Genomic DNA, 24266 nt, shown 5'->3' on the forward strand with positions numbered 1-24266 from the left:
ATCGAACTTGAACGGAAAAAATGTACCGCGGTTGCGGCAAGTGACGGACATCGAACGTGCTACCTCCAAGAAGGCGCGCGAATCATGGCATATGTTCACAATTATGGCAGAGTTTATCGAGTCGACCGAACGTCTGTCTGAGTTACATCCTGCAGTCTCCATCTTTGGCTCGGCGCGGATTAAAGAAGATAACCCGTATTACGAACAATGTTCGGATATTGCACGACGCTTTTCGGACGCTGGATTCGCGGTTATTTCAGGCGGCGGTCCTGGTTTGATGGAAGCGGCCAATAAGGGCGCGTTTGAAGGAAAGTCACCCTCGATTGGCCTCAATATTGAGCTACCACACGAGCAAAGCAGTAATAAGTGGCAAGATATTTCGTTAAGTTTCCGCCACTTTTTTGCGCGTAAGGTTGCCTTCGTACGGCATGCGGATGCCTATATCGTATTACCCGGCGGCTTTGGCACCATGGATGAGCTAACCGAGGTCCTGACCTTGATTCAGACCGGGAAATGTCGAAAGATTCCGATCATTTTAGTCGGCAGTACGTTCTGGGAAGGCCTGCTGGAGTGGTTCCGTACGACGTTGGTTACCACTGGAATGATCGGCGCAAAAGACCTTGATCTGATTCAGGTTATCGACGATCCTGCGCTGATTGTAGATGCCGTCTTCGACTTTTATGACAAAGGTGAAACATCGCTGGCAGATTCTGTAGACCGTCATACCGACACCGGCGCATTGTTGTAATTTTTACCCGCACTACAACGGGATCGACATATAAAGTGTCGGTCCTGCCTATGGCCAGGATAGCTGGATTTGGACGATTTCGTCCGATTCCTATTGGCTTCGCTTAAACAAGATTAAGCGCTGACTTTCCAGCCTGCCGGTCGACAGCGTTGCGCTATGAATGGCAGTGACATCGCCAAGCAACAACAACAGCCCCAAAAAGGTGCGATTTATCTGTGCTAATTGGGCTTGATCTACGACTTGTGCCCTATCGTTACGGCCGGTTTGCTACAATGGAACCATTGCATCTAACTAGATTTTTTTACTAGTTCGATACCAACGAACAACTATGGCATCCAAAAAACCATGAATAACCTTAAAGTCTGGCCAGTGGCAACGTTATCAGCGCTTTTAATTGCTGCGGTTGGTGTAATGACGACATCAATGGTGCAGGCACAGCAGCAGACGAATACGCCGCGGCCTGCAAATCTGGCACCGCCGCCGCCCGAACTACAGAATCTGGAAGAGGGTGAAAAACCTGCCATTACCACTCAAAAAAACGAGAAAGCGCCGGAAGACACCATCACGCAGCAGCGCCAGCAAGGCGTTGTCACGGACATCAAGGTTAACAGCGGCGGCAGTACTTATCACATCGTACCTAGAACAGCCGGCACGTCGTTGCCGGGCGATACGCCAAGTGCACCAGCGAACGGTGCGCGATGGGTGATTAAGGAGTTCGATTGGGGCCAAAAGAAAGAAAAGCCAGCAACTCCCGGCCAAGAACAGGCTGTTGATAGTAAAACAGCGCCAATGCCACCTACCACGCCAGCCCAATAAGGCGGCTTTTCTGGTGCTTTTTGTAGCCCTGCGGCAAATGTTGATGAGAGATTCAAATGTTGGGTCTTTTTTCTACATTCTCACAAATAGCGTGACCTTTCGACTTTTTCCGAAATCTCTTTTTTTAAATTTTTCTCATGGCAGTATTTACCCCGGTCAGCCTCGATGACCTTAGCCAATGGCTTTCACAATTTCCCTTAGGCAAAGCACTGGCGATCAAAGGTATTTCGTCCGGTATCGAAAATAGTAATTTTTTCATCAATACCGAGGCCGGCGAATACGTGCTGACAGTTTTTGAAAAACTGACGTTCGAACAATTGCCTTTTTACCTTGAACTTATGCGTCACCTGGCGCAGCGTGGCGTGGCGGTGCCTGCTCCCATAGCCAATCAGCATGGCGCGCTTATTAATGCACTACACGGCAAACCCGCTGCGATCGTTAGCAAACTGCGTGGCGAATCCGAAATGTCGCCGGGTCCTGTGCATTGCCGCGAAGTCGGGGTCATGCTGGCAAAAATGCATCTGGCGGCACAAGATTTTCCGATTTATCAGCCTAACTTGCGTGGACTCGCATGGTGGCGGGACACAGCACCTGCCGTGCTGCCATTTTTGCCTGCAGAGATTAAACAGCTGCTCGGTTCCGAAATTAAGTTTCAGGAGGATTTTGCGGTAACTGCCACTTATCAAAGCCTGTCCAAAGGGCCCGTGCATGCCGATCTTTTCCGCAATAATGTGATGTTTGACGGCGATAAATTATCGGGCTTTTTCGACTTTTATTTTGCTGGATGCGATACTTGGCTATTCGATCTTGCCGTCACCGTTAACGATTGGTGTATCGACGTCGATACAGGAGAACTTGACGAGGTGCGCGTAGCGGCAATGCTGGACGGCTACCGCTCAGTGCAAGCGTTTAGTAGTGATGATCAAACCGCCTGGCAACCCATGTTACGCGCCGCCGCATTGCGCTTCTGGCTATCTCGTCTTTATGACTTTTACTTACCTCGCGCAGCAGAAATGCTGACGCCGCATGATCCGGCGCATTTTGAACGGATCTTGCGACAACGCATCGCTCACCCGGCTCCGGCCCTGCTCTGAATATAATGGAAAAATTACCTGCAAAAACTGGTTGGATCTGGGTAAAAAGTGGCTTTGCGTTATTCCGCAAACAACCAGCTGAAATCTCGACTCTTTTCCTTGCCTATATGTTCCTGATGCTGGCTGTCGGTATCGTACCTGTATTGGGTCAACTGCTACCGCTGATACTGATACCTGTATTTTCAATGGCGTTCATGCAGGCCTGTGTGCAAATTGAGAACGACAAACGCGTTTTCCCAAATTTACTGCTGACGGGATTTCGTTCGCCTGCAGTGAAAAATCTGTTACTACTTGGGTGCTTATACTTACTCGCCGCAATGATCGCCATTGGCGCCTCGGCATTGATTGATGGCGGCGTTTTCTGGGAAGCTATGACCGGACAGATTCCACTTGATGCCAAAACGGCGCAAGAATCGAATATGACATTAGCCATGATGTTCTCTGCCGCCGTGTACGTGCCCTTTGCCATGGGATTCTGGTACGCGGCTCCTCTTATTGCGTGGCAAAAAATGAGCGTATTCAAGGCGATTTTTTATAGCTTTTTCGCGGTTCAGCGTGAGACAAAAGCGTTTATGGTGTACGGACTTTCATGGGTCGTTTTCGGCGTATTGTTCCCTGCCATTATCAGCGTGATCGTCGCGCTGTTAGTAGGTAATGCATCGATTACGCTTATGGTGCTGTTGCCACTGTCGATCCTGCTAACAGTCGTCATGTATTGCTCGTTTTATCCCACCTACAAGCAGGTATTTGGCGAGCCGGAACCCTCTGAAAAGTAAACTCTTGTAGCTTGTTCACTTCCCCGGTCTCCCCGGAGAAGTGAATTATAAGAGATCTGATGCCTACACCTTATCCAGCTTGGCGATCGTTAAGTCCAGCAATTTCATTCCATGCTTGCCAAAGTTAATTTGCGCGCGGGCGTTTCCACCACCACCTTCGATATTGACAATCACGCCTTCACCGAATTTTTGATGGGCGACATTTTCCCCAATGCGCCAACCCACATCCTGTTTCGTGATTTTGTTTGCAATGGCATTGGCGCCATATTGGGGCTCATCAACCCATGCCGCTTTCGGGTGCGCAAACCAGCTTTGTTGCTGTGGTTGTATTTTGGGTGACAACCACTTGAGCGAGTCTTCAGGCAACTCATCGAAGAATCGTGACCGCAGGTTATAACGCGTCTGCCCGTGCAGCATTCGCGTCTGCGAGAAACTCATGTAAAGGCGCTTTTTAGCACGCGTGATAGCGACATACATCAGACGCCGCTCTTCTTCCACGCCAGAGTCTTCTTTTTGGGAATTCTCATGGGGAAACAATCCCTCTTCCAGCCCTGTAATAAATACCGCTTCAAACTCCAGACCTTTGGATGAATGCACCGTCATTAGCTGCAAGGCGTCTTGCCCGGTTTTAGCCTGATTATCTCCCGCCTCTAACGAGGCATGTGACAAAAATGCTGACAACGGCGACATGATGAACGACAGCCGTGCGTCCGCATCAATAATTTCAATCCCATCCGCGGTCGTAATAGAGGCCGCTGCCAACACATCGGCTTGCGGGCCGAGCAATGCCGGCGCTTCTACTCCAAATCCTTCTTCTGAGACGAATAAGGTCGCAGCGTTGACCAATTGCTCCAGATTTTCGATGCGGTCGGCGCCCTCGCGCTCGGTACCGTAATGCGTTATTAGCCCACTCATGCCGAGCATAATCTGCACCATTTCTGGCAACGGCAAATGCTGCGTTTCAAAGCGTGCACCTTCAATTAACTTGAGAAATGCGCCGAGAGAGGTGCCGGCCTTTCCCGCCACGTACGGTACCGCTGCATACAGCGAAATACCTTGCTGACGTGCGGCATCCTGTAGGTGTTCGAGAGAACGCGCGCCAATACCGCGTGTTGGAAAATTCACGACGCGCAAAAATGCTGAATCGTTATGGGGATTGTCCATCAGTTGCAAATACGCGATTGCATGCTTGACTTCTGCACGCTCAAAATAGCGTTGACCGCCATACACCCGATACGGAATGCCAGCTGAAAATAACGCATGCTCAATCACCCGCGATTGCGCGTTTGAACGATACAGGATCGCTATTTCGCTACGCGTTGCACCCTCATTGATCAGGCTCTTGGCTTCCTCGATAATCCACTGGGCTTCGAGTAAATCACTGGTTGACTCGTAAATTCTCACCGGCTCGCCGTGCCCAGCATCGGTACGCAAGTTTTTACCCAGACGCTTGCTATTATTAGCGATTAGCGTATTGGCAGAGTCTAGAATATGACCTTGCGAGCGATAGTTTTGCTCCAGCTTGATCAAATTTTCGACCTGAAATTCACGCTGAAAGGTACTCATGTTGCCGACATTCGCGCCGCGAAATGCATAAATACTTTGATCGTCATCGCCAACGGCAAACACCGCGCCGCCTTGCCCTGCCATCAACTTTAACCATTTATATTGAAGATCGTTGGTATCTTGAAATTCGTCCACCAAAATATGTTTAAAACGGGCTTGATAATGCTCACGCAAAGGCTGATTTCTGACCATCAATTCATAGGTGCGCAATAATAGTTCGGCAAAATCAACGACCCCTTCGCGCTGGCATTGCTGATCATAAAGGGCGTATAACTCGACAAATTTGCGATTGTAGTCATCGTTAGCTTCGACATCGTGCGCACGCAAACCCTGATCTTTTGCACCATTGATAAAGTACATCAAGTTACGCGGCGGATACTTCTCATCATCGATGCTCAATGATTTAAGCAACCGTTTGATCGCCGATAACTGATCTTGCGAATCAAGAATCTGAAACGTCGGCGTCAGCGCGGCATCCTTGTGATGCGCACGTAGCAGGCGGTTGCAGAGGCCGTGGAACGTCCCTATCCACATCCCGCGTGTATTAATCGGCAACATCGCTGATAATCGCATCATCATTTCTTTGGCCGCCTTATTGGTAAAGGTGACGGCTAGTACGCCTGACGGTGAAACTTGTCCGGTTTGAATAAGCCACGCAATGCGGGTGATCAGTACGCGCGTCTTACCGGATCCGGCACCGGCGAGAATCAAGGCTGGTTGAGCGGGCAAAGTGACTGCGGCGAGTTGTTCGGGATTGAGATTCTGAAGAAGATTTTGCATCCCATCATTATAACTGCGCGGCTATAAAAGAAGCGCGTTCCACGAGAGTGCCGAGACTGTTAGGAAGGGTATACGCTATAACATCGGCACACGGCAAGCAATAATTCACTCCAAAGAGTAAAATACTGCGTTGCAGCAAAGCAAAAATCCTGTCTGCGTTGACCTCTTAGGTTACATCCTGGTTACACCGCTTTTTGTCGATTACTCTCGCTTCCTCATCTTTCTACGTTAACTACCATGTCCGAACCAGCCCGCTTCAACCGCGGTAAGCCGTCCACTTCCGAACCTGGCATGTCGCCTGCGCCTGATTTACAGCAAGCGTCAAAGCTAGACGCGCAGCCCCTTTCAGAGGGTGCCGTTAGCTTCCATATTATCGCCACTTCTTTTTTTACTTTTATTTGCTACCTGTCAATTGGCCTGCCATTGGCGGTATTGCCTGGCTACGTCCATGTAGATTTAGGCTACAGTTCGGTGCTAGCTGGCCTCGCCATCAGTATTCAATATCTGGCCACCATGCTAAGCCGCCCGCGCGCTGGCCGCATTGCTGATTCAGTCGGTCCCAAAACATCGGTGTTGTATGGCTTAATTGGATGTACGGCAAGTGGAGCAATATTAATTGTCGCGGCATTATTGCCATCCATCCCATGGCTCAGCTTGGTTATATTGATGCTTAGCAGGTTAGTGCTCGGTTACTCGGAAAGTCTGGTTGGTACCGGGGCCATTGCCTGGGGCATTGGTCGCGTTGGATCTCAACATACCGCACGCATGATTTCGTGGAACGGCATTGCTACCTACGGCGCACTTGCAGTGGGAGCGCCATTGGGCGTCGTGATCGTTCACGCATGGGGTTTGGCATGGGTCGGCGTTGCCATTATCGGGCTGGGCGGGCTTGGTTACTATCTAGCCCGGCGCAAACAAGCCACCGCAGTGATTAAAGGTGATCACCTTCCGTTTAGAAACGTGTTGCGCCGCGTGTTGCCGCATGGTCTCGGGCTGGCCCTTGGGTCAGTCGGATTTGGATCAATTGCTACTTTTATTACCCTCTTTTATGCGAGCCATCATTGGTCTAACGCCGCCTTCGCTCTCACATTATTTGGTGGCTTTTTTGTGGGTGCCCGGCTCTTATTTGGTTCGGTGATTACACGATTTGGCGGCTTTCGCGTGGCAGTTGCCTGCTTTGCAGTCGAGGCAGTGGGATTGCTGTTGCTTGGCTTCTCCACCGCTTCTTGGGTCGCGTTATGCGGAGCGGCCCTAACCGGCTGTGGCTTTGCGCTGGTTTTTCCTGCACTAGGTGTCGAGGCCGTGCGCAGGGTGCCGCAGCATAATCGCGGAAGTGCGCTAGGCGCTTACTCCATGTTTTTAGACGTGGCGCTCGGCATTACCGGACCGTTAGCGGGATTAATCGCCACCGCATTTGGTTATCCCGAAGTATTCCTGTTCGCTGCCCTGGCTGCGCTTGCAGGTGTTGCCTTAACGATCACTCTGTATAGACGCTCGGAACAGTCGATGGGAAATATGTCGATTGAGTGATTGGTTAACAGCGCGTCCTACACGATTGAACGTAACTTCAATCGTGACAAGGCAATCGGATTTAGACGTCTGGTGTCGCTATGCATCAAATTGACATAGAATAGTTGCAAACAAACATATAAGTATTTTGGCAATTCCAAAACCCGTAGCCCACAGAAGGAGTCATCCAATGGCAAAGATAGCCGCAAAGAAAAACGTCGCAGTCATCAACATCGGCATCAACGATAAAGACCGCAAGAAAATTGCAGACGGCCTCAGCAAATTACTCGCCGACACGTACACGTTATATCTGAAAACGCACAATTTCCATTGGAATGTGACCGGTCCAATGTTCAACACATTGCATTTGATGTTTGAAGGTCAGTACACAGAACTCTCGCTTGCCGTTGACCTGATTGCTGAACGCATCCGCGCATTGGGTTACCCGGCACCTGGTTCATATGCTGCGTTTGCTAAATTATCGACAATCGCCGAGGCAGTTGGCGTCCCGACCGCAACAGAAATGATTCAACAACTCGTCGCAGGACAAGAGTCCGTCACACGCACTGCTCGCTCAATTTTCCCAGTAGTCGACGCCGCATCTGATGAGCCAACGGCGGATCTTTTGACGCAACGCATGCAGCTGCATGAAAAAAATGCATGGATGTTGCGTAGTTTGCTAGAGGGCTAATTTTTAGGTCGTGGCCAATCGTATGAAGATATTAAAACGGCGCAATCAGCGCCGTTTTTTTTCACCGTCGTGAGCAATTTCGAAGTGCTAACGCGTAAACAGAGCGACGAATTCACGCGCTGCTGCGACCGGATCATCAGCCAGATAAACACTACTAATCGCCGCCACCATATCAGCGCCAGCCGCCACTAATGGCATCGCATTTTGTGCCGTCATGCCGCCGATAACGACATTTGGTAACGCGATCTCAGTTTTAGCGATTGTCATGATTGACGCTTGCGTCGTCACGTCGTATTTTTTTACTTTGGATGGATAGAATCCACCGAATGCAACATAACTAGCACCACAACGTACAGCATCGTGCGCCAGTTCCAGGCTGCCGTAACAGGATGTACCAACGATTTTATCTGGACCGACTTTGGCACGTATTTCCGCCACGCTGGCGTCCGTGCCACCAACATGAATGCCGTCCGCGTCCAAAGCCAGACAAAGATCAACATGATCATTGATGATGAACGGTCGCTGGTAGCGACGACACAATGCAAATAACAATGCGGCTTGTTCCTGACGTAACGCGGCATCTGCGGTCTTATGACGATACTGTAGTAACGTCGCACCGCCTTGCAATGCTTGCTCGCTTACCGCGAGCAATTTGGCCGTATCATCCCAGTCCGGCGTGACAATATAGAGGCCTTTCAGGTTAAACGTTTTCATAACGACTCCTTCGTATTCTAAAAAAATGCCGACGCCAAAGTTAGCCGATGTGGGTTAAGCAAGTTGCTTTAAACGATTCGGTATGCGCTGCCCATCGGCGATGCCGTATGACGATGTCAACGTTTGCTGACAATACGTCTGCGCAGCGCTGATCGCTTGTTCCATCGACATTCCCTGCGCCAACAATGCTGCCAAAGCTGCTGCGAGAGTGCAACCGCTACCATGAAACTCTCCCTGCAAGCGTGGCCAACGCCAGCTCTGCTGGTGTTCGCGGGTGTACCACCGATTCAATACGTGATCCTGCTCGGGGCCATGTCCACCCTTCAACAATACATGCTGACACCCACGCGCCAACAATTGCTGCGCCTGAACATCGGGATCATGATCCGCGCTAGATGGAGAGCCGCATAACCGGTTCGCCTCAATCCGGTTCGGCGTAATCACCGTTGCCAAGGCAAACAATGGTGCTAGCGCGGCAATTGGGTCTTCCGTCGACAAGGTGTCGCCCGCACCGTTTGCCAACACGGGGTCAAACACCACTGGCAAGTCAGGCTGGCATGCACGCAGTTGGCGTATGATGGCGGCGATCACGTCGGCGTTGGCGCGATTGCCCACAATGCCGAGTTTGACGGCTGCGATCTCGATCCTGTCCACCAAGACTTGCGCCTGTTGATGAACCAGATCAGCCGCCACCGGATAAACCCCGAAGACACGCTGGTTATCCTGGACAGTGAGGACCGTCACGACCGACATCGGGTGCGCACCAAGTCCGGCAATGGCGGTGATGTCGGCTTGCAAACCGGCACCACCGCTAGGATCAGAACCCGAGAAGACCAAAACGCACGGAGGCGTTGAGCGCTCTGTAGTCGATTCTGAAAGACTGGATTGTCTCCCCGTCACTTTACACGCCCAGCCATAGGCGACGAGGGGGACGCTGCAAAGCGCTTAGGAATTCTCCCCGCCAGATAAGCTTCACGACCGGCTTCAACCGCCAAGCGCATCGCTCGCGCCATGCGAATCGGGTCACGCGCGCCAGCAATCGCCGTATTCATCAACACGCCATCACAGCCCAACTCCATCGCAATCGCGGCGTCGGAAGCAGTGCCAACTCCGGCATCAACTAACACCGGCACTTTAGCCTGATCGATAATCAGCGATAAATTCCAAGGGTTCAAAATCCCCATTCCGGACCCAATTAATGAAGCCAGTGGCATGATGGCAACGCAACCGATTTCCTCGAGAATACGCGCCTGAATCGGATCATCGCTGCAATACACCATGACATCAAAACCATCTTTGACGAGTATTTCTGCTGCTTTCAAGGTCTCGGGCATATTGGGAAACAAAGTCTTTTCGTCGCCGAGTACTTCCAGCTTTGCCAACTTGTGACCGCCCAGTAATTCACGGCCTAATTGCAACGTATACACGGCATCTTTCGCCGTATAGCAACCGGCAGAATTGGGCAATATCGTATAGCGCGACTGCGGCACAACATCTAGCAGATTAGGCGCGTCTGGGTCTTGGCCGATATTGACCCGACGAATCGCGACCGTAATAATTTCTGCACCGCTGGCTTCAGTCGCGTCACGCGTTTGGTCCAGATCGCGGTATTTCCCACTACCGACTAGCAGCCGCGAACGGTAGGTTTTCCCTGCGATAATCAAGCCACTATCCTGTTGGCTTTCTGAGAGGGCATTGTGCATGTTCATGATTTTTCCTTTCGAATTGCTTTGATGGTTCGGTAACGCTCAGCGCTACCGAACCAATATCGTTGCAAACAGTTGCATTTGGCAGGCAAGACATTCGCAGCATAAATTGACGTAAGGACAGCTTATGGTCTGCGTGATGGCAGAGATCGCCAGCACCCAACTTCACACCCCGCCTTACGCTCGCTTTATGCCAGTTACGCCAACCTTAACCGCCCCCGATAGCCCGCACCACGTCGACCTTATCATGTGACTGCAAGACATGCTGCGCCCATAAGTGGGACGGTACCACCTGACGATTGACCGCCACGGCAATCGCCTTGCCGGACATCGCCAGCGCCGCTACCAACTGCTGCAACGTCTGATGATCGTCGAGCTGATGCGGCGCACCGTTAAGTTCGATTTCCATCATCACGCTCACTGTTTTCTATAAATTTCCGCACCGCTTTTGATGAATTCGATGGACTTCACTTCCATCCCTTTCTTCAACGCAGCGATCTCGGTGATACCTTGCTTGGCAGCGTATTCCCGCACTTCCTGTGTGATTTTCATGGAGCAGAAATGGGGCCCACACATCGAGCAAAAATGCGCCACTTTGGCAGAATCCTTCGGCAACGTTTCATCGTGAAATTCGCGTGCTTTATCTGGATCAAGACCAATATTAAACTGGTCATCCCAACGGAATTCGAACCGTGCTTTAGACAATGCATTGTCACGAATCTGAGCACCGGGATGGCCCTTCGCCAAATCCGCGACGTGCGCTGCAATTTTGTAGGTGATGATGCCGTCCTTCACATCAGCTTTGTTCGGCAAGCCCAAATGCTCCTTTGGCGTGACGTAACACAACATCGCGGTGCCATACCAACCGATCGTGGCCGCGCCGATGCCGGACGTGATGTGATCGTAACCCGGTGCAATGTCAGTGGTCAGCGGTCCCAATGTGTAAAACGGTGCTTCGTCACATTGCTCAAGTTGCAGATCCATGTTTTCTTCGATCAAATGCAGCGGCACGTGGCCCGGCCCTTCGATCATTACCTGCACATCATGCTTCCACGCAATTTGGGTGAGCTCACCCAGCGTTTTCAATTCGGCCAGTTGTGCCTCGTCGTTGGCATCATAGATCGATCCTGGACGCAATCCATCACCCAGACTGAACGAGACGTCATACGCTTTCATGATCTCGCAGATGTCCTCGAAATGGTCATACAGGAACGATTCCTGATGATGTGCAAGACACCATTTCGCCATAATCGAACCACCGCGCGAAACGATTCCGGTTAGCCGCTTGGCAGTCATCGGCACGTATTGCAAACGCACACCGGCGTGAATCGTAAAGTAGTCAACGCCCTGCTCGGCTTGCTCAATCAGTGTGTCACGGAAAATTTCCCACGTCAGATCTTCGGCCTTGCCGTTGACCTTTTCCAACGCCTGATAAATCGGTACAGTGCCAATTGGCACAGGTGAATTACGGATGATCCATTCGCGGGTTTCATGAATGTGTTTGCCAGTCGACAAATCCATGACGTTATCGCCGCCCCAACGAATCGCCCAAGTCATTTTCTCGACTTCTTCACCAATCGATGACGTGACCGCTGAGTTACCGATATTGGCGTTAATCTTCACCAGGAAGTTGCGCCCGATAATCATCGGCTCGACTTCAGGATGATTGATGTTGGCTGGAATAATGGCACGGCCACGCGCTATTTCTGAGCGGACAAATTCTGGCGTGATTTCTGCTGGAATACTTGCACCAAACGATTGCCCCGGATGTTGACGGCCCATCAAATCGGCGAGACGATTGCCCATTGGGCCGGACGCTTTTAACTCTTCCAGATATTCCTGACGACGCATATTTTCGCGGATAGCGACGTATTCCATTTCCGGCGTCACGATGCCTTGACGCGCATAATGCATTTGCGAGACATTTTTACCTACTTTGGCACGGCGAGGTTTGCGTTGCAAGTTGAAACGCAATTCTGTCAACTTTGGATCGTTTAAGCGCTCAATCCCATATTCCGAGCTTGGTCCAGATAGCTCGTCGGTATCTTCCCGCTCGGTGATCCAAGGTGTGCGTGGTGTCGACAATCCGGACCGAATGTCAATTTTGACGTCCGGGTCGGAATACGGTCCCGAAGTGTCATAGACATAAATGGGGGGATTTTTTTCGGCACCGAACGACGCTTCGGTGTCGGATTGGGTAATTTGGCGCATCGGCACACGAATATCCGGCCGCGATCCTGTGACATAGATCTTGCGGGAATTCGGTAGTGGCTGAATGGCTGCTTCATCCACCGTGGCGGTGGCAGATAGAAATTTTGGATTTGCGTTCATTTTGGCTCCTTTGCGTGGTTGTCTCGGCGTGGAGCCAGCAAAGGAGTTTTCGAGAATGCGGCGGAATAACGGCGTGAAGCGTTATGAAATAAGGCCAACAACAAACTCGACGGCTTCCCTTCGCTGGCATTACCCAGATCAGGTTCAGAGGGTGTTTCTCACCCGACTATCAGTGTTAATAAATTAACGCTGATAGTCAGGACCCCTAGCATTTTGCTAACTTGGCGTAATTTCAAGCTAGCGAACTGAATTCTAACACCGACAATCCAGATCGCGCGAAGATATTGTTGATCAGACTATTTACTCTGATCAACAATAAATATTCTGACAAAAAATGATCTTTGCCCCCTCAAAGTAGGGCATTTGACCATTTTATAGTCACGTTCCTTAAATATGTCTGGCCTATGTGCCGAAGCAAACGTGTCGTCCTTTATAATCATTGTTTTAGCAAAAAACACCACTAAATCATGGAATTAGCCAAGTCTTTCGACCCTGCCGAGATTGAACAATTTTGGCGTAGCGAGTGGGAAAAACGCGGGTACTATGCCGCGACCACCGATGCCAGCAAACCATCGTTCAGCATTCAGTTACCGCCACCAAATGTTACCGGCACCTTGCACATGGGCCACGCATTCAATCAGACCATCATGGATGGCCTGGTGCGCTACCACCGCATGCGTGGCTTCAATACCGCATGGATACCGGGAACCGACCACGCCGGCATAGCGACCCAAATTGTGGTCGAGCGTCAACTCGATGCGCAAAAAATATCGCGTCACGATCTAGGCCGTGAAAAATTTATCGAAAAAGTCTGGGAGTGGAAAGAAAAATCTGGCTCTGCGATTACCGCCCAGATGCGTCGCCTTGGATCATCCGCCGATTGGGATCGTGAGTATTTCACGATGGACACCGACTTATCCGGGACCGTGACCGAGGTCTTTGTCAGACTATTCGAACAAGGTTTAATTTATCGCGGAAAACGTCTGGTCAACTGGGACCCGATGCTCGGCACGGCAGTTTCTGATCTCGAAGTGGTATCGGAAGAAGAAGACGGTTCGATGTGGTACATCCGCTATCCGCTGGTCGATGGCAGCGGTCATTTGACCGTGGCCACCACGCGCCCGGAAACCATGCTCGGCGATGCCGCCGTTGCCGTCGACCCAACCGATGAGCGTTATCGTCATCTGGTCGGCAAGAGGCTGACGTTACCATTGTGCGGTCGCGAAATTCCGATCATCGCCGATGAATACGTGGATAAAGAGTTCGGTACCGGCTGCGTGAAGATCACGCCAGCGCATGACTTTAATGATTATGCGGTGGGTCAGCGTCATAATCTGGACAAAATCAGCATCCTGACACTCAATGCAAAAATCAACGAGGAAGCGCCACAACAATATCAGGGCATGGACCGGTTTGTCGCACGTAAACAAATCGTCGCCGACCTTGATGCACTCGGTCTGCTCGAATCGGTTAAGCCGCATAAATTGATGGTCCCACGTGGAGACCGCACTGGCGTTGTGATTGAGCCAATGTTGACCGATCAATGGTTTGTGGCGATGAGCAAACCGGCACCAGAAGGCACGCATTTCCCAGGCAAATCGATTGCCGAAGTCGCGCTGGAAAAAGTCGCTAATGGTGAAATCAAGATGGTGCCAGAGAACTGGAACACCACTTACAATCAATGGCTCAACAATATTCAGGATTGGTGTGTTTCGCGTCAATTGTGGTGGGGCCATCAGATTCCCGCCTGGTACGACGAAGACGGAAAGATCTACGTCGCGCGTACTGAAGCGGAAGCGCAGACTCAAGCTGGCAACAAAGTTATCAGACGCGATGATGACGTCCTCGATACCTGGTTCTCTTCTGCGCTGATACCTTTTTCAACGCTTGGTTGGCCTGAAGAAACGCCTGATTACAAAATGTTCTTACCATCATCAGTGCTGGTGACCGGCTTTGACATTATCTTCTTTTGGGTTGCACGGATGGTCATGATGACTACCCACTTCACCGGCAAAGTGCCGTTCGGGACCGTATACGTGCATGGTCTGGTACGCGATGGTAGCGGCCAAAAAATGTCTAAATCCAAAGGAAATACGCTCGATCCAATCGACCTGATCGATGGCATTGACGTCGAAACATTGGTCACAAAACGCACCACGGGTCTGATGAACCCAAAGCAGGCAGATAGCATCGCCAAGGCTACGCGCAAAGAATTTGCCGATGGCATTCCCGCTTTTGGCACCGATGCGCTGAGGTTCACCTTTGCGTCACTAGCGACGCTTGGTCGCAATATTAATTTTGACCTGAGCCGTTGCGATGGTTACCGGAATTTCTGCAACAAATTGTGGAACGCTACCCGCTTTGTTCTGATGAATACCGAAGGTAAGGATTGCGGATTTGAAGGTCATACAGCTGGCGAGTGCAACAAAGAGAAGCTGGATTTCTCTTATGCAGACCGTTGGATTGTTTCTCAATTACAACGCACCGAAATTGACATCGCGAAGGGTTTCACCGACTATCGTTTCGATAATATTTCATCCGCTATCTATAAATTCGTATGGGATGAATATTGCGATTGGTATTTGGAAGTCGCAAAAATTCAGATACAAAACGGCAGCCCGGCACAACAGCAAGCTACGCGTCGAACGTTATTACGGGTGCTGGAAACTATTTTGCGTCTGGCCCATCCGATCATTCCTTTTGTGACTGAGGCATTGTGGCAAAGCGTTGCACCATTGACTGGCCACGTGATGGATCCAGCTGGCGATTCGATCATGCGTCAATCTTACCCAGAAGCACGCCCTGACAAAATCGATGAAAAAGCGGAAGCATGGATGACAGAATTGAAATCCCTGACTGACGCCTGTCGTAATCTGCGGGGTGAAATGCAGCTGTCGCCAGCATTGCGGATACCACTGATTATTGCTGGTGATGCATCAAATCAAGCGGCTCTGAAAGCATTCGCGCCATACTTGCAAGGACTAGCAAAATTATCGGAAGTGCAAGTATTAGAGGATTTCCCCGAGTCTCCGGCACCTATTTCCATCGTCGGTAATGCTAAGCTAATGCTGAAGGTAGAAATTGATGTTGCCGCCGAGCGTGAGCGCCTTACCAAGGAGATCACCCGTTTGGAAGCAGAAATTACAAAAGCACAGGCGAAACTAAGCAATGACAGCTTTGTAGCTCGGGCACCCGCGCAAGTGGTTGCGCAGGAACAAGAGCGCGTGGCTAGTTTTACCGCCATCTTGGTTAAACTAAACGAACAGTTTGCCAAACTGAAGGACTAGAAACGCATCACAAAGCCTCATTGCATTATGAAACCCTGTAAATCAATGTGCGTAGGCGGGTAAATTAAGTGGCTAAAGTAAGTTGTTAAATAAATCGCTTACGCACAACAAAAAAATAAGGGAGACATGCATGAAAAAAAGTTCAATGAGTATCCTCGCGGCTGGTTTGCTCCTAGCATTTTGCGCCACGGCGCAAACTACATCTCCAGTTGGATTATGGAAAAATATTGACGACTCTACCGGCAAGCCCAAAGCGTTGATTCGGATAACTGAATCTGGTGGTGAGTTGTCAGGAAAGATCGAAAAATTATTTCGTGAGCCCAACGAAGAAGCTAATCCGAAGTGTGTCAAATGCGAAGGCGACAATAAGGACAAGCCAATTGTTGGCCTGACAATGCTGCAAGGTATGAAGGCTGATGGCGCTGAGTACAGTGGTGGGACTATTCTGGACCCAGCAAACGGTAAGGTCTACAAAAGCAAGATGTCACTTCTTGATGACGGTAAAAAATTAAGCGTACGCGGATATATCGGGGTGCCCTTGCTTGGACGCTCACAAACCTGGGTGCGTGAAGAATAAGGTTAACTACTTCAGTACGCTTATTGAGGTTTTAAAGCTCTTGGTAAGGTTATTAAGCCTAAATTAATGTGATGAAAATATGCCACACAATGTTGACGTTGCGTGGCATTTTTGCATTCGACCCTCATTAGATGGATGAGGGTTGAGTTGTTTTTTAGCTATATAAATGACAATGTTAAGCCAGGAAGGGCTACCCCAGAAAATGCCGTCACCCACGTTTGCCCCCGTTGGACTGGATATGCATCAGTCCAGGTCCCCGTTGTAATTACCTCACCAGCGGAGAGCGGTGAAAATTGTGGCTGGGTTTTAAGTAACTGATGTAAATGCCATACGGCGTGTAACGGGCTATCAAGCACATCGCTACCAAATCCAGCACCGCATAAAGTCACGGAATCCTCGGTACAACAAGACAATGAAACGCTCGCATTGGCTAATATATCTCCCAAATTACGTCGCGTAGCGGTCGACAGGACGTGTGGCTCTCCGATGATCAGAGTGCCGTGCAAACCGAATGCGGCGATGGCATCTGCAGCCTCAAATTTCCAATCAGGGAATGGGCACACAACGATCTCAAACGCATGCGCCATCCACTCAATACAATCGGCCAACTCACTGAGACTTGCATCCGGACTTGGAGTGGTTCCCAATTTGAATACGATTTCGGGTTCGATTCGTGGTTGTACCGCGCCTTCTAGACTTTGGATTCCTCGGTTGTCTTCAGCAAAACGCACGGTGCTATCAAAAATATGCGCCCACATGAGTGACTCAATGGGTTGATTAACCCCATACTTGGGCCATAAAGTACGATTGGTGAAACCTAATTTACGCCCTTTTGGAATCTCTCCACGACTAATGCTCGCGTCAAGAATTCGCTTGGAAATATCATAGCCATCTACCGGCAATAACGCCTCGCCGTTGGAAAATGGGGGTAACAATCGAGCGCTGGCTCTGGCATCGATGAGTTGATGCGCGTACCGATTAGCTTTTGTTGACATGAGCATGGTTCGCTTTCACAAATTGGTGACGACTATCGCATTGTCTGTGACGTTTAATTTTTACACAAGCATCGCCTTGACGAATATGCGTTTCTTCCTTGTTAAATAGACGCTTTTTGTAAATGCCGATCTAATTGCGCGGCAAAATGATGGCGATCACTCTGGCTAAATATTGCTGGTCCGCCAGTATCGACACCCGATCCGCGCAACTCCTCCAACCATTTTCTCATAGCTAAATGCTGTTGAATATTATCGAGATTATAAAACTCGCCACGAGGATTTAGTGCGTCGCCGCCACAATCAAGGACTTGTGCTGCCAGCGGAATATCGGCCGTAATGACTAAATCTCCCGGATGCAACAAACGTATTATTTCCTGATCTGCAACATCAAATCCCGCTGGCACTTGAATTGCCTTGATAAAACGAGAGGGTGGGGTTCGCAATAACTTGTTGGCTACCAACGTAATCGTCATGTGACGCCGTTCTGCAACGCGAAATAAAATTTCTTTAATCGCATTGGGACAAGCGTCAGCGTCAATCCATATCTGGAAAGTTGACATTTTTGCGCCGGAAGCATCTCCGCCCGAGGGGTTGTTAATTTTGGCCCCAAAGTTCGCCGTTGGGACCGGTCTGCGGCGCACTAACACCAAAGTGCGCATAGGCAGCAGGAGTCGCGATCCTACCTCGCGGCGTCCGCTGCAAGAAGCCTTGCTGTATCAAATAGGGCTCCAGCACGTCTTCAATAGTGTCACGCTCTTCGCCTATTGCTGCGGCCAAATTATCAAGACCAACCGGGCCACCACCAAATTTAAAGAGCACAGCTTCGAGCAATTTACGATCCATTACATCGAATCCGACTGGATCAACATCTAGCATAACTAACGCGGCATCGGCGATGGCTTTAGTTATTTCACCATTTCCCTTTACCTCGGCATAGTCTCGAACACGTCTTAAAAGTCGATTGGCGATACGTGGCGTACCACGGCTGCGCTTAGCAATTTCAAACGCGCCATCCCCGACTATTGGCGCGTTGAGTAAAGCCGAACTGCGCGTAACAATTCTGGTTAATTCTTCCGGCGTATAAAATTCCAATCTGGCAACGATGCCAAAACGATCCCGCAGCGGATTTGTTAACATTCCCGCACGAGTCGTCGCACCAACCAACGTAAAAGGTTGCAAGTCGAGCCGGACGGAGCGTGCGGCTGGACCTTCTCCGATCATAATATCTATTTGATAATCCTCAAGAGCAGGATAAAGAATTTCCTCTACGACCGGTGAAAGCCGATGAATTTCGTCAATAAAAAGAACATCATTTGCTTCGAGATTCGTCAATAACGCAGCTAAATCTCCCGCTCGCTCAAGGACCGGACCTGATGTTTGGCGTAAATTAACACCCATTTCACGGGCGATGATGTGGGCTAGAGTAGTTTTTCCCAGCCCTGGAGGTCCAAACAGCAAGGTATGATCCAATGCCTCTTTACGTTGGCGAGCAGCAGTAATAAAAATTTCCAACTGCTCACGAATTTTTTGCTGCCCTACATATTCATCTAAATGCTTTGGTCGCAGCGCACGTTCAATTGCCTCTTCGTTTGGAGAGGCCGGAGTGGCCGCGATAATTCGCTGCTCGGTAAAGTCGTCGGTTTGAATGCTCATGATCGAATTGTAGCCGGACTGAAAGGTTTAGATGTCGTAGTTTAGATAAGCTTGCTACGGCCATATCTGAATGAGGGAAAATTTGATACTCATCGGCTTATTGCGAAAATTAGCATTAATAAAATAACATTACAATTTGGATAACGCCTTCAGTGCCAATTTAATACCGTCGGATACTGTAATGTCCTCTGGTATTTGCTTTAAAGCTAGCGATGCCTCTTTATCGGAATAACCTAACGCAACCAACGCATTCAAAATATCACCCGTCACAACGTTAACGGGGTGTCCTCCGACCGCGCCAATATCAGCACCTAGTTTTCCTTTTAACTCCAGCAATAAACGTTCTGCAGTTTTTTTGCCAATGCCAGGAACCTTGGTCAAGCGTCCCGCCTCTTGCAACGTGATCGCCTGTGCTAAGTCGTGAACTGACATTCCAGACAAAATTGAGAGCGCCATACGCGCACCTACTCCACTAATTTTGATTAGTTGTTTAAAAACGTTGCGCTCTTCCGCGGTGCCGAATCCAAACAGTACATGCGCATCTTCTCGTATGGCCAAATGTGTCAATAAGACGACCCTTTCTCCAATTGCGGGAAGATTGTAAAAGGTGCTCATGGGTACTCCTACTTCATAGCCGACGCCATTGCAATCAACTATTAATTGCGGCGGATTTTTCTCAAGTAAAATCCCGGAGAGACGACCTATCATCTTAGTAGCACCTTAGTCTTAATTTATACGAAATCATACAGGACAACTGGTTAAAAACCCAGTAGTTGTCTGTTTGTTGTTTTGCTTAGTAGCGTATTTTGGATATAGATATTCTAGGCATTGCTATTTAACTGGATGACGTCATTGCTCATGCGGTTCACACGTTGGCGAAAATATGCTGTCTCTTAATGCTCTCGTAAATTTTTTTTACATAAACGATGCCTCCACAGGATCGTCGGGCGCTAAGTAACTTATAAGGCATTATTATCAGGGTAGATTATTGTGCGCAAAGTTGTCTTTCGGGATTTCCAAGAAAAATGCATGACAATTTCGCGATGTTAACTTACAAATCAAACCAGAATGACGAGACATTGATCGATTGGGTTTAAAGAATGATCGTAAAGTAAAGTTTGGTGAAGGCAGGCTTGATCAAAGGGCGGTGACAGATATCTTTCCAAACACGGCGGGAGGCAATTATTTTGGTGTAGTGGGATGTGACTTAATGGCTTATGGCCCAGTGATTACCGGTTGGTGGCTATAGTTTTTATAAAAAAATCGTTACCACTATAAATAGGACGAGATTGCTTACCTAAGTATCTCAAGATTGGGAGAGCGTGGCGAAATGTGAGGCTGTAGGGTTGAGTTTGACTGTTGGCACTGAGGGAATTTGTCTTGCAGACTACATCTTATCGGCGCGCGGGGTGATGATGCGTAGTTAATGTTGGTGTGTGTTGGTGTGTGTTGGTGTGTGTTGGTTGGGTGTTGGGTGTTGGGTGTTGGGTGTTGTCATTGCATAAATCGTTTCTGCAAAGCAAAAACCCTCCCCGATTACTCGGGGAGGGTTTTCTAATAAGAGCCTGACGATGACCTACTTTCACACTGGTTGCAGCACTATCATCGGCGCAAAGTCGTTTCACGGTCCTGTTCGGGATGGGAAGGGGTGGTACCAACTCGCTATGGTCATCAGGCATAAACTGTAGTGTCGTGTGTTCCCAATGGGGCAACAAACAACGCAATCTAGAAGAAGTAAAGTTTTGTATTACTGCAGTGCAGTGACAAGGGTGTGTCACCGCACTGCTGGGTATGATTGCACTTTTCAGGCAAACACATATCTCATTAGCTTAATCTATAACCTGCTAAGGTTATAGGGACAAGCCTCACGGGCAATTAGTACTGGTTAGCTTAACGTATTACTACGCTTCCACACCCAGCCTATCAACGTCCTGGTCTCGAACGACCCTTTAGGGGAATCTAGTTCCCGGGAAATATCATCTCAAGGCAAGTTTCCCGCTTAGATGCTTTCAGCGGTTATCTCTTCCGAACTTAGCTACCCGGCAATGCCACTGGCGTGACAACCGGTACACCAGAGGTTCGTCCACTCCGGTCCTCTCGTACTAGGAGCAGCCCCCTTCAAATTTCCAACGCCCACGGCAGATAGGGACCAAACTGTCTCACGACGTTTTAAACCCAGCTCACGTACCACTTTAAATGGCGAACAGCCATACCCTTGGGACCGGCTACAGCCCCAGGATGTGATGAGCCGACATCGAGGTGCCAAACTCCCCCGTCGATATGAACTCTTGGGAGGAATCAGCCTGTTATCCCCAGAGTACCTTTTATCCGTTGAGCGATGGCCCTTCCATACAGAACCACCGGATCACTATGTCCTACTTTCGTACCTGCTCGACTTGTCAGTCTCGCAGTTAAGCACGCTTATGCCATTGCACTAACAGCACGATGTCCGACCGTACCTAGCGTACCTTCGAACTCCTCCGTTACACTTTGGGAGGAGACCGCCCCAGTCAAACTGCCTACCATGCACTGTCCCCGATCCGGATAACGGACCAAGGTTAGAATCTCAAACAAACCAGGGTGGTATTTCAAGGTTGGCTCCACGCAAACTAGCGTTCACGCTTCAAAGCCTCCCACCTATCCTACACAGATTGGTTCAAAATTCAATGCAAAGCTACAGTAAAGGTTCATGGGGTCTTTCCGTCTAGCCGCGGGTAGATTGCATCATCACAAACATTTCAACTTCGCTGAGTCTCGGGAGGAGACAGTGTGGCCATCGTTACTCCATTCGTGCAGGTCGGAACTTACCCGACAAGGAATTTCGCTACCTTAGGACCGTTATAGTTACGGCCGCCGTTTACTGGGACTTCAATCAAGAGCTTGCACCCCATCATTTAATCTTCCAGCACCGGGCAGGAGTCACACCATATACGTCCACTTTCGTGTTTGCATAGTGCTGTGTTTTTATTAAACAGTCGCAGCCACCTTTTTATTGCAGCCCTTTCACCCTTCTGGCGCGAGCCAGTCAAGCTACCGGGGCGTACCTTATCCCGAAGTTACGGTACAAATTTGCCGAGTTCCTTCTCCCGAGTTCTCTCAAGCGCCTTAGAATACTCATCTCGCCCACCTGTGTCGGTTTGCGGTACGGTCTCGTGTGACTGAAGCTTAGAGGCTTTTCTTGGAACCACTTCCGATTGCTTCATGAATAAATTCACTCGTCTCAACCCCTTGAATTACGCTGCCGGATTTGCCTAACAGCCTTCTCTGAGCCAAAAACCGACTATTCCAACAGTCGGACAACCTTCCGCGATCCGTCCCCCCATCGCATCACACGACGGTGCAGGAATATTAACCTGCTTCCCATCAGCTACGCATCTCTGCCTCGCCTTAGGGGCCGACTCACCCTGCTCCGATGAACGTTGAACAGGAAACCTTGGGCTTACGGCGTGGAGGCTTTTCACCCCCATTATCGCTACTCATGTCAGCATTCGCACTTCTGATACCTCCAGCATCCTTTACAAGACACCTTCGCAGGCTTACAGAACGCTCTCCTACCATATGACCTATAAATAGGTACATATCCGCAGCTTCGGTGACTGGCTTAGCCCCGTTACATCTTCCGCGCAGGACGACTCGATCAGTGAGCTATTACGCTTTCTTTAAAGGATGGCTGCTTCTAAGCCAACCTCCTGACTGTTTTAGCCTTCCCACTTCGTTTGCCACTTAGCCAATCTTTGGGACCTTAGCTGGCGGTCTGGGTTGTTTCCCTCTTGACGTCGGACGTTAGCACCCGGCGTCTGTCTCCCAAGCTCGCACTCATCGGTATTCGGAGTTTGCAATGGGTTGGTAATTCGCAATGAACCCCTAGCCATAACAGTGCTCTACCCCCGATGGTGATACTTGAGGCACTACCTAAATAGTTTTCGGAGAGAACCAGCTATTTCCAAGTTTGTTTAGCCTTTCACCCCTACCCACAGCTCATCCCCTAATTTTTCAACATTAGTGGGTTCGGACCTCCAGTGCGTGTTACCGCACCTTCATCCTGGCCATGAGTAGATCACTTGGTTTCGGGTCTACACCCAGCGACTGAACGCCCTATTCGGACTCGATTTCTCTACGCCTTCCCTATACGGTTAAGCTTGCCACTGAATGTAAGTCGCTGACCCATTATACAAAAGGTACGCAGTCACGGAACAAGTCCGCTCCTACTGTTTGTATGCACACGGTTTCAGGATCTATTTCACTCCCCTTCCGGGGTTCTTTTCGCCTTTCCCTCACGGTACTGGTTCACTATCGGTCGATTACGAGTATTTAGCCTTGGAGGATGGTCCCCCCATGTTCAGACAGGATTACACGTGTCCCGCCCTACTTGTCGCACACTTAGTTCCACACCACCGATTTCATGTAAGGGGCTATCACCCTCTATGGCCACTATTTCCAGAGTGTTCCATTATCGCTGATGCTAAATCGTGCAGGCTGTTCCCATTTCGCTCGCCACTACTCTGGGAATCTCGGTTGATTTCTTTTCCTGTAGCTACTTAGATGTTTCAGTTCGCCACGTTCGCCTTGCATACCTATGTATTCAGTATGCAATACCCATAAAGGGTGGGTTTCCCCATTCGGAAATCTGCGGATCAAAGCCTGTTTGCTGGCTCCCCGCAGCTTATCGCAAGCTACTACGTCCTTCATCGCCTGTAATCGCCAAGGCATCCACCATGTGCACTTATTCACTTGTCCCTATAACGTTAGCCTCTGATCGCGTTCACGACCAAAAACCGGTTATAGGATATTACTTATGAGTATTACTTTAGCGTTTGCCGTATCCAAAGTGTTATCGCATTTGCATACTTACGTATGCTCTTTTGAGAACTCTTTAATACTTTTTGATTTGATACAATCATACCCATCCACACTACTGTCGTAGCGCAGACGAATCTTTACTTCTTCTAAATTGTTAAAGAACAAACAGCCAATGATCTTAAAAAGATCAAACCTAAATCGCTTTTATTTCACGCTACTACCC

General features: G+C 49.6%; 18 protein-coding genes, 2 rRNA genes and 1 riboswitch. Of the genes, 8 read left to right on the forward strand and 12 right to left on the reverse strand.

The features are described from left to right. Nucleotides 1-7: 7 nt before the first annotated feature. The 4 genes from RGU75_RS04200 to RGU75_RS04215 all read left to right on the forward strand — a co-directional run bounded on the left by RGU75_RS04200 (nt 8) and on the right by RGU75_RS04215 (nt 3434). Nucleotides 8-748, forward strand: a complete 741-nt coding sequence (locus tag RGU75_RS04200; RefSeq protein WP_322233297.1) for a TIGR00730 family Rossman fold protein — start codon at nt 8-10, stop codon at nt 746-748. Between the two features lie 345 nt (nt 749-1093). Then, entirely contained in the window at nt 1094-1564 is a 471-nt protein-coding gene (locus tag RGU75_RS04205) for a hypothetical protein (protein WP_322233299.1), read from the forward strand. Nucleotides 1565-1701: 137 nt separating this feature from the next. Then, nucleotides 1702-2658, forward strand: coding sequence for a homoserine kinase (locus tag RGU75_RS04210; protein WP_322233301.1), 957 nt, complete (start codon nt 1702-1704; stop codon nt 2656-2658). Between the two features lie 5 nt (nt 2659-2663). Next, complete coding sequence (locus RGU75_RS04215) at nt 2664-3434, forward strand: BPSS1780 family membrane protein (RefSeq protein WP_322233303.1); 771 nt, start codon at nt 2664-2666, stop codon at nt 3432-3434. A 63-nt stretch (nt 3435-3497) separates the two neighbouring features. Here the strand turns inward: RGU75_RS04215 and RGU75_RS04220 are convergent, their stop codons facing one another. Next, nucleotides 3498-5780, reverse strand: a complete 2283-nt coding sequence (locus tag RGU75_RS04220) for a UvrD-helicase domain-containing protein (protein WP_322233305.1) — start codon at nt 5778-5780, stop codon at nt 3498-3500. A gap of 291 nt (nt 5781-6071) precedes the next feature. Here RGU75_RS04220 and RGU75_RS04225 point away from each other — a divergent pair, with 291 nt between their 5' ends. Together RGU75_RS04225 and RGU75_RS04230 are read left to right on the forward strand one after the other, a co-directional pair. Further along, entirely contained in the window at nt 6072-7310 is a 1239-nt protein-coding gene (locus tag RGU75_RS04225) for an MFS transporter (protein WP_322240223.1), read from the forward strand. Between the two features lie 169 nt (nt 7311-7479). Then, nucleotides 7480-7980, forward strand: coding sequence for a Dps family protein (locus tag RGU75_RS04230; protein WP_322233307.1), 501 nt, complete (start codon nt 7480-7482; stop codon nt 7978-7980). Nucleotides 7981-8067: 87 nt separating this feature from the next. On the opposite strand, the gene thiE is transcribed toward RGU75_RS04230, so the two are convergent. From thiE to thiC, 5 genes are all read right to left on the reverse strand, one after another. Continuing rightward, nucleotides 8068-8694, reverse strand: coding sequence for a thiamine phosphate synthase (gene thiE / locus RGU75_RS04235; RefSeq protein ID WP_322233309.1), 627 nt, complete (start codon nt 8692-8694; stop codon nt 8068-8070). Between the two features lie 54 nt (nt 8695-8748). Continuing rightward, the gene (locus RGU75_RS04240; protein ID WP_322233311.1) at nt 8749-9594 is read right to left on the reverse strand and encodes a hydroxymethylpyrimidine/phosphomethylpyrimidine kinase; all 846 of its coding nucleotides are present in this window, start codon (nt 9592-9594) and stop codon (nt 8749-8751) included. Further along, nucleotides 9591-10397, reverse strand: a complete 807-nt coding sequence (locus tag RGU75_RS04245) for a thiazole synthase (protein ID WP_416186849.1) — start codon at nt 10395-10397, stop codon at nt 9591-9593. Before RGU75_RS04245 ends, RGU75_RS04240 begins: the two co-directional genes overlap by 4 nt. Before the next feature lie 211 nt (nt 10398-10608). Continuing rightward, nucleotides 10609-10809, reverse strand: coding sequence for a sulfur carrier protein ThiS (thiS, locus tag RGU75_RS04250; RefSeq protein WP_322240225.1), 201 nt, complete (start codon nt 10807-10809; stop codon nt 10609-10611). An 8-nt stretch (nt 10810-10817) separates the two neighbouring features. After that, on the reverse strand, nt 10818-12731 hold the full coding sequence (gene thiC / locus RGU75_RS04255) for a phosphomethylpyrimidine synthase ThiC (RefSeq protein WP_322233315.1): 1914 nt from the start codon (nt 12729-12731) through the stop codon (nt 10818-10820). Nucleotides 12732-12829: 98 nt separating this feature from the next. Beyond that, nucleotides 12830-12948: riboswitch (TPP riboswitch) on the reverse strand. Between the two features lie 250 nt (nt 12949-13198). Here thiC and RGU75_RS04260 point away from each other — a divergent pair. Together RGU75_RS04260 and RGU75_RS04265 are read left to right on the forward strand one after the other, a co-directional pair. Beyond that, nucleotides 13199-16018 carry a valine--tRNA ligase gene (locus RGU75_RS04260; RefSeq protein WP_322233317.1) on the forward strand — a complete coding sequence of 940 codons (2820 nt, stop codon included), beginning with the start codon at nt 13199-13201 and terminating at the stop codon, nt 16016-16018. A gap of 130 nt (nt 16019-16148) precedes the next feature. Then, entirely contained in the window at nt 16149-16595 is a 447-nt protein-coding gene (locus RGU75_RS04265) for a DUF2147 domain-containing protein (protein ID WP_416186781.1), read from the forward strand. A gap of 158 nt (nt 16596-16753) precedes the next feature. Here RGU75_RS04265 and RGU75_RS04270 read toward each other — a convergent pair whose 3' ends face one another. The 6 genes from RGU75_RS04270 to RGU75_RS04295 form a co-directional block, all read right to left on the reverse strand. After that, nucleotides 16754-17596 (reverse strand): 2-keto-4-pentenoate hydratase, encoded by an 843-nt coding sequence (locus RGU75_RS04270; protein WP_322233319.1) that lies wholly within the window; start codon nt 17594-17596, stop codon nt 16754-16756. Nucleotides 17597-17691: 95 nt separating this feature from the next. Beyond that, nucleotides 17692-18150, reverse strand: coding sequence for a YaiI/YqxD family protein (locus tag RGU75_RS04275; protein WP_322233321.1), 459 nt, complete (start codon nt 18148-18150; stop codon nt 17692-17694). Nucleotides 18151-18184: 34 nt separating this feature from the next. Continuing rightward, a complete protein-coding gene (gene ruvB / locus RGU75_RS04280; RefSeq protein ID WP_322233323.1) occupies nt 18185-19243 on the reverse strand; it encodes a Holliday junction branch migration DNA helicase RuvB in 1059 nt (352 codons plus the stop codon). 129 nt (nt 19244-19372) lie between these two features. Then, the gene (gene ruvA, locus RGU75_RS04285; protein ID WP_322233325.1) at nt 19373-19951 is read right to left on the reverse strand and encodes a Holliday junction branch migration protein RuvA; all 579 of its coding nucleotides are present in this window, start codon (nt 19949-19951) and stop codon (nt 19373-19375) included. Nucleotides 19952-20806: 855 nt separating this feature from the next. Next, a 5S ribosomal RNA gene (gene rrf / locus RGU75_RS04290) occupies nt 20807-20919 on the reverse strand. Between the two features lie 178 nt (nt 20920-21097). Then, a 23S ribosomal RNA gene (locus tag RGU75_RS04295) occupies nt 21098-23980 on the reverse strand. Between the last annotated feature and the right edge of the window lie 286 nt (nt 23981-24266).

Origin of the sequence: Glaciimonas sp. CA11.2, from assembly GCF_034314045.1 — a bacterium.
Classification (GTDB): Bacteria; Pseudomonadota; Gammaproteobacteria; order Burkholderiales; family Burkholderiaceae_D; genus Glaciimonas.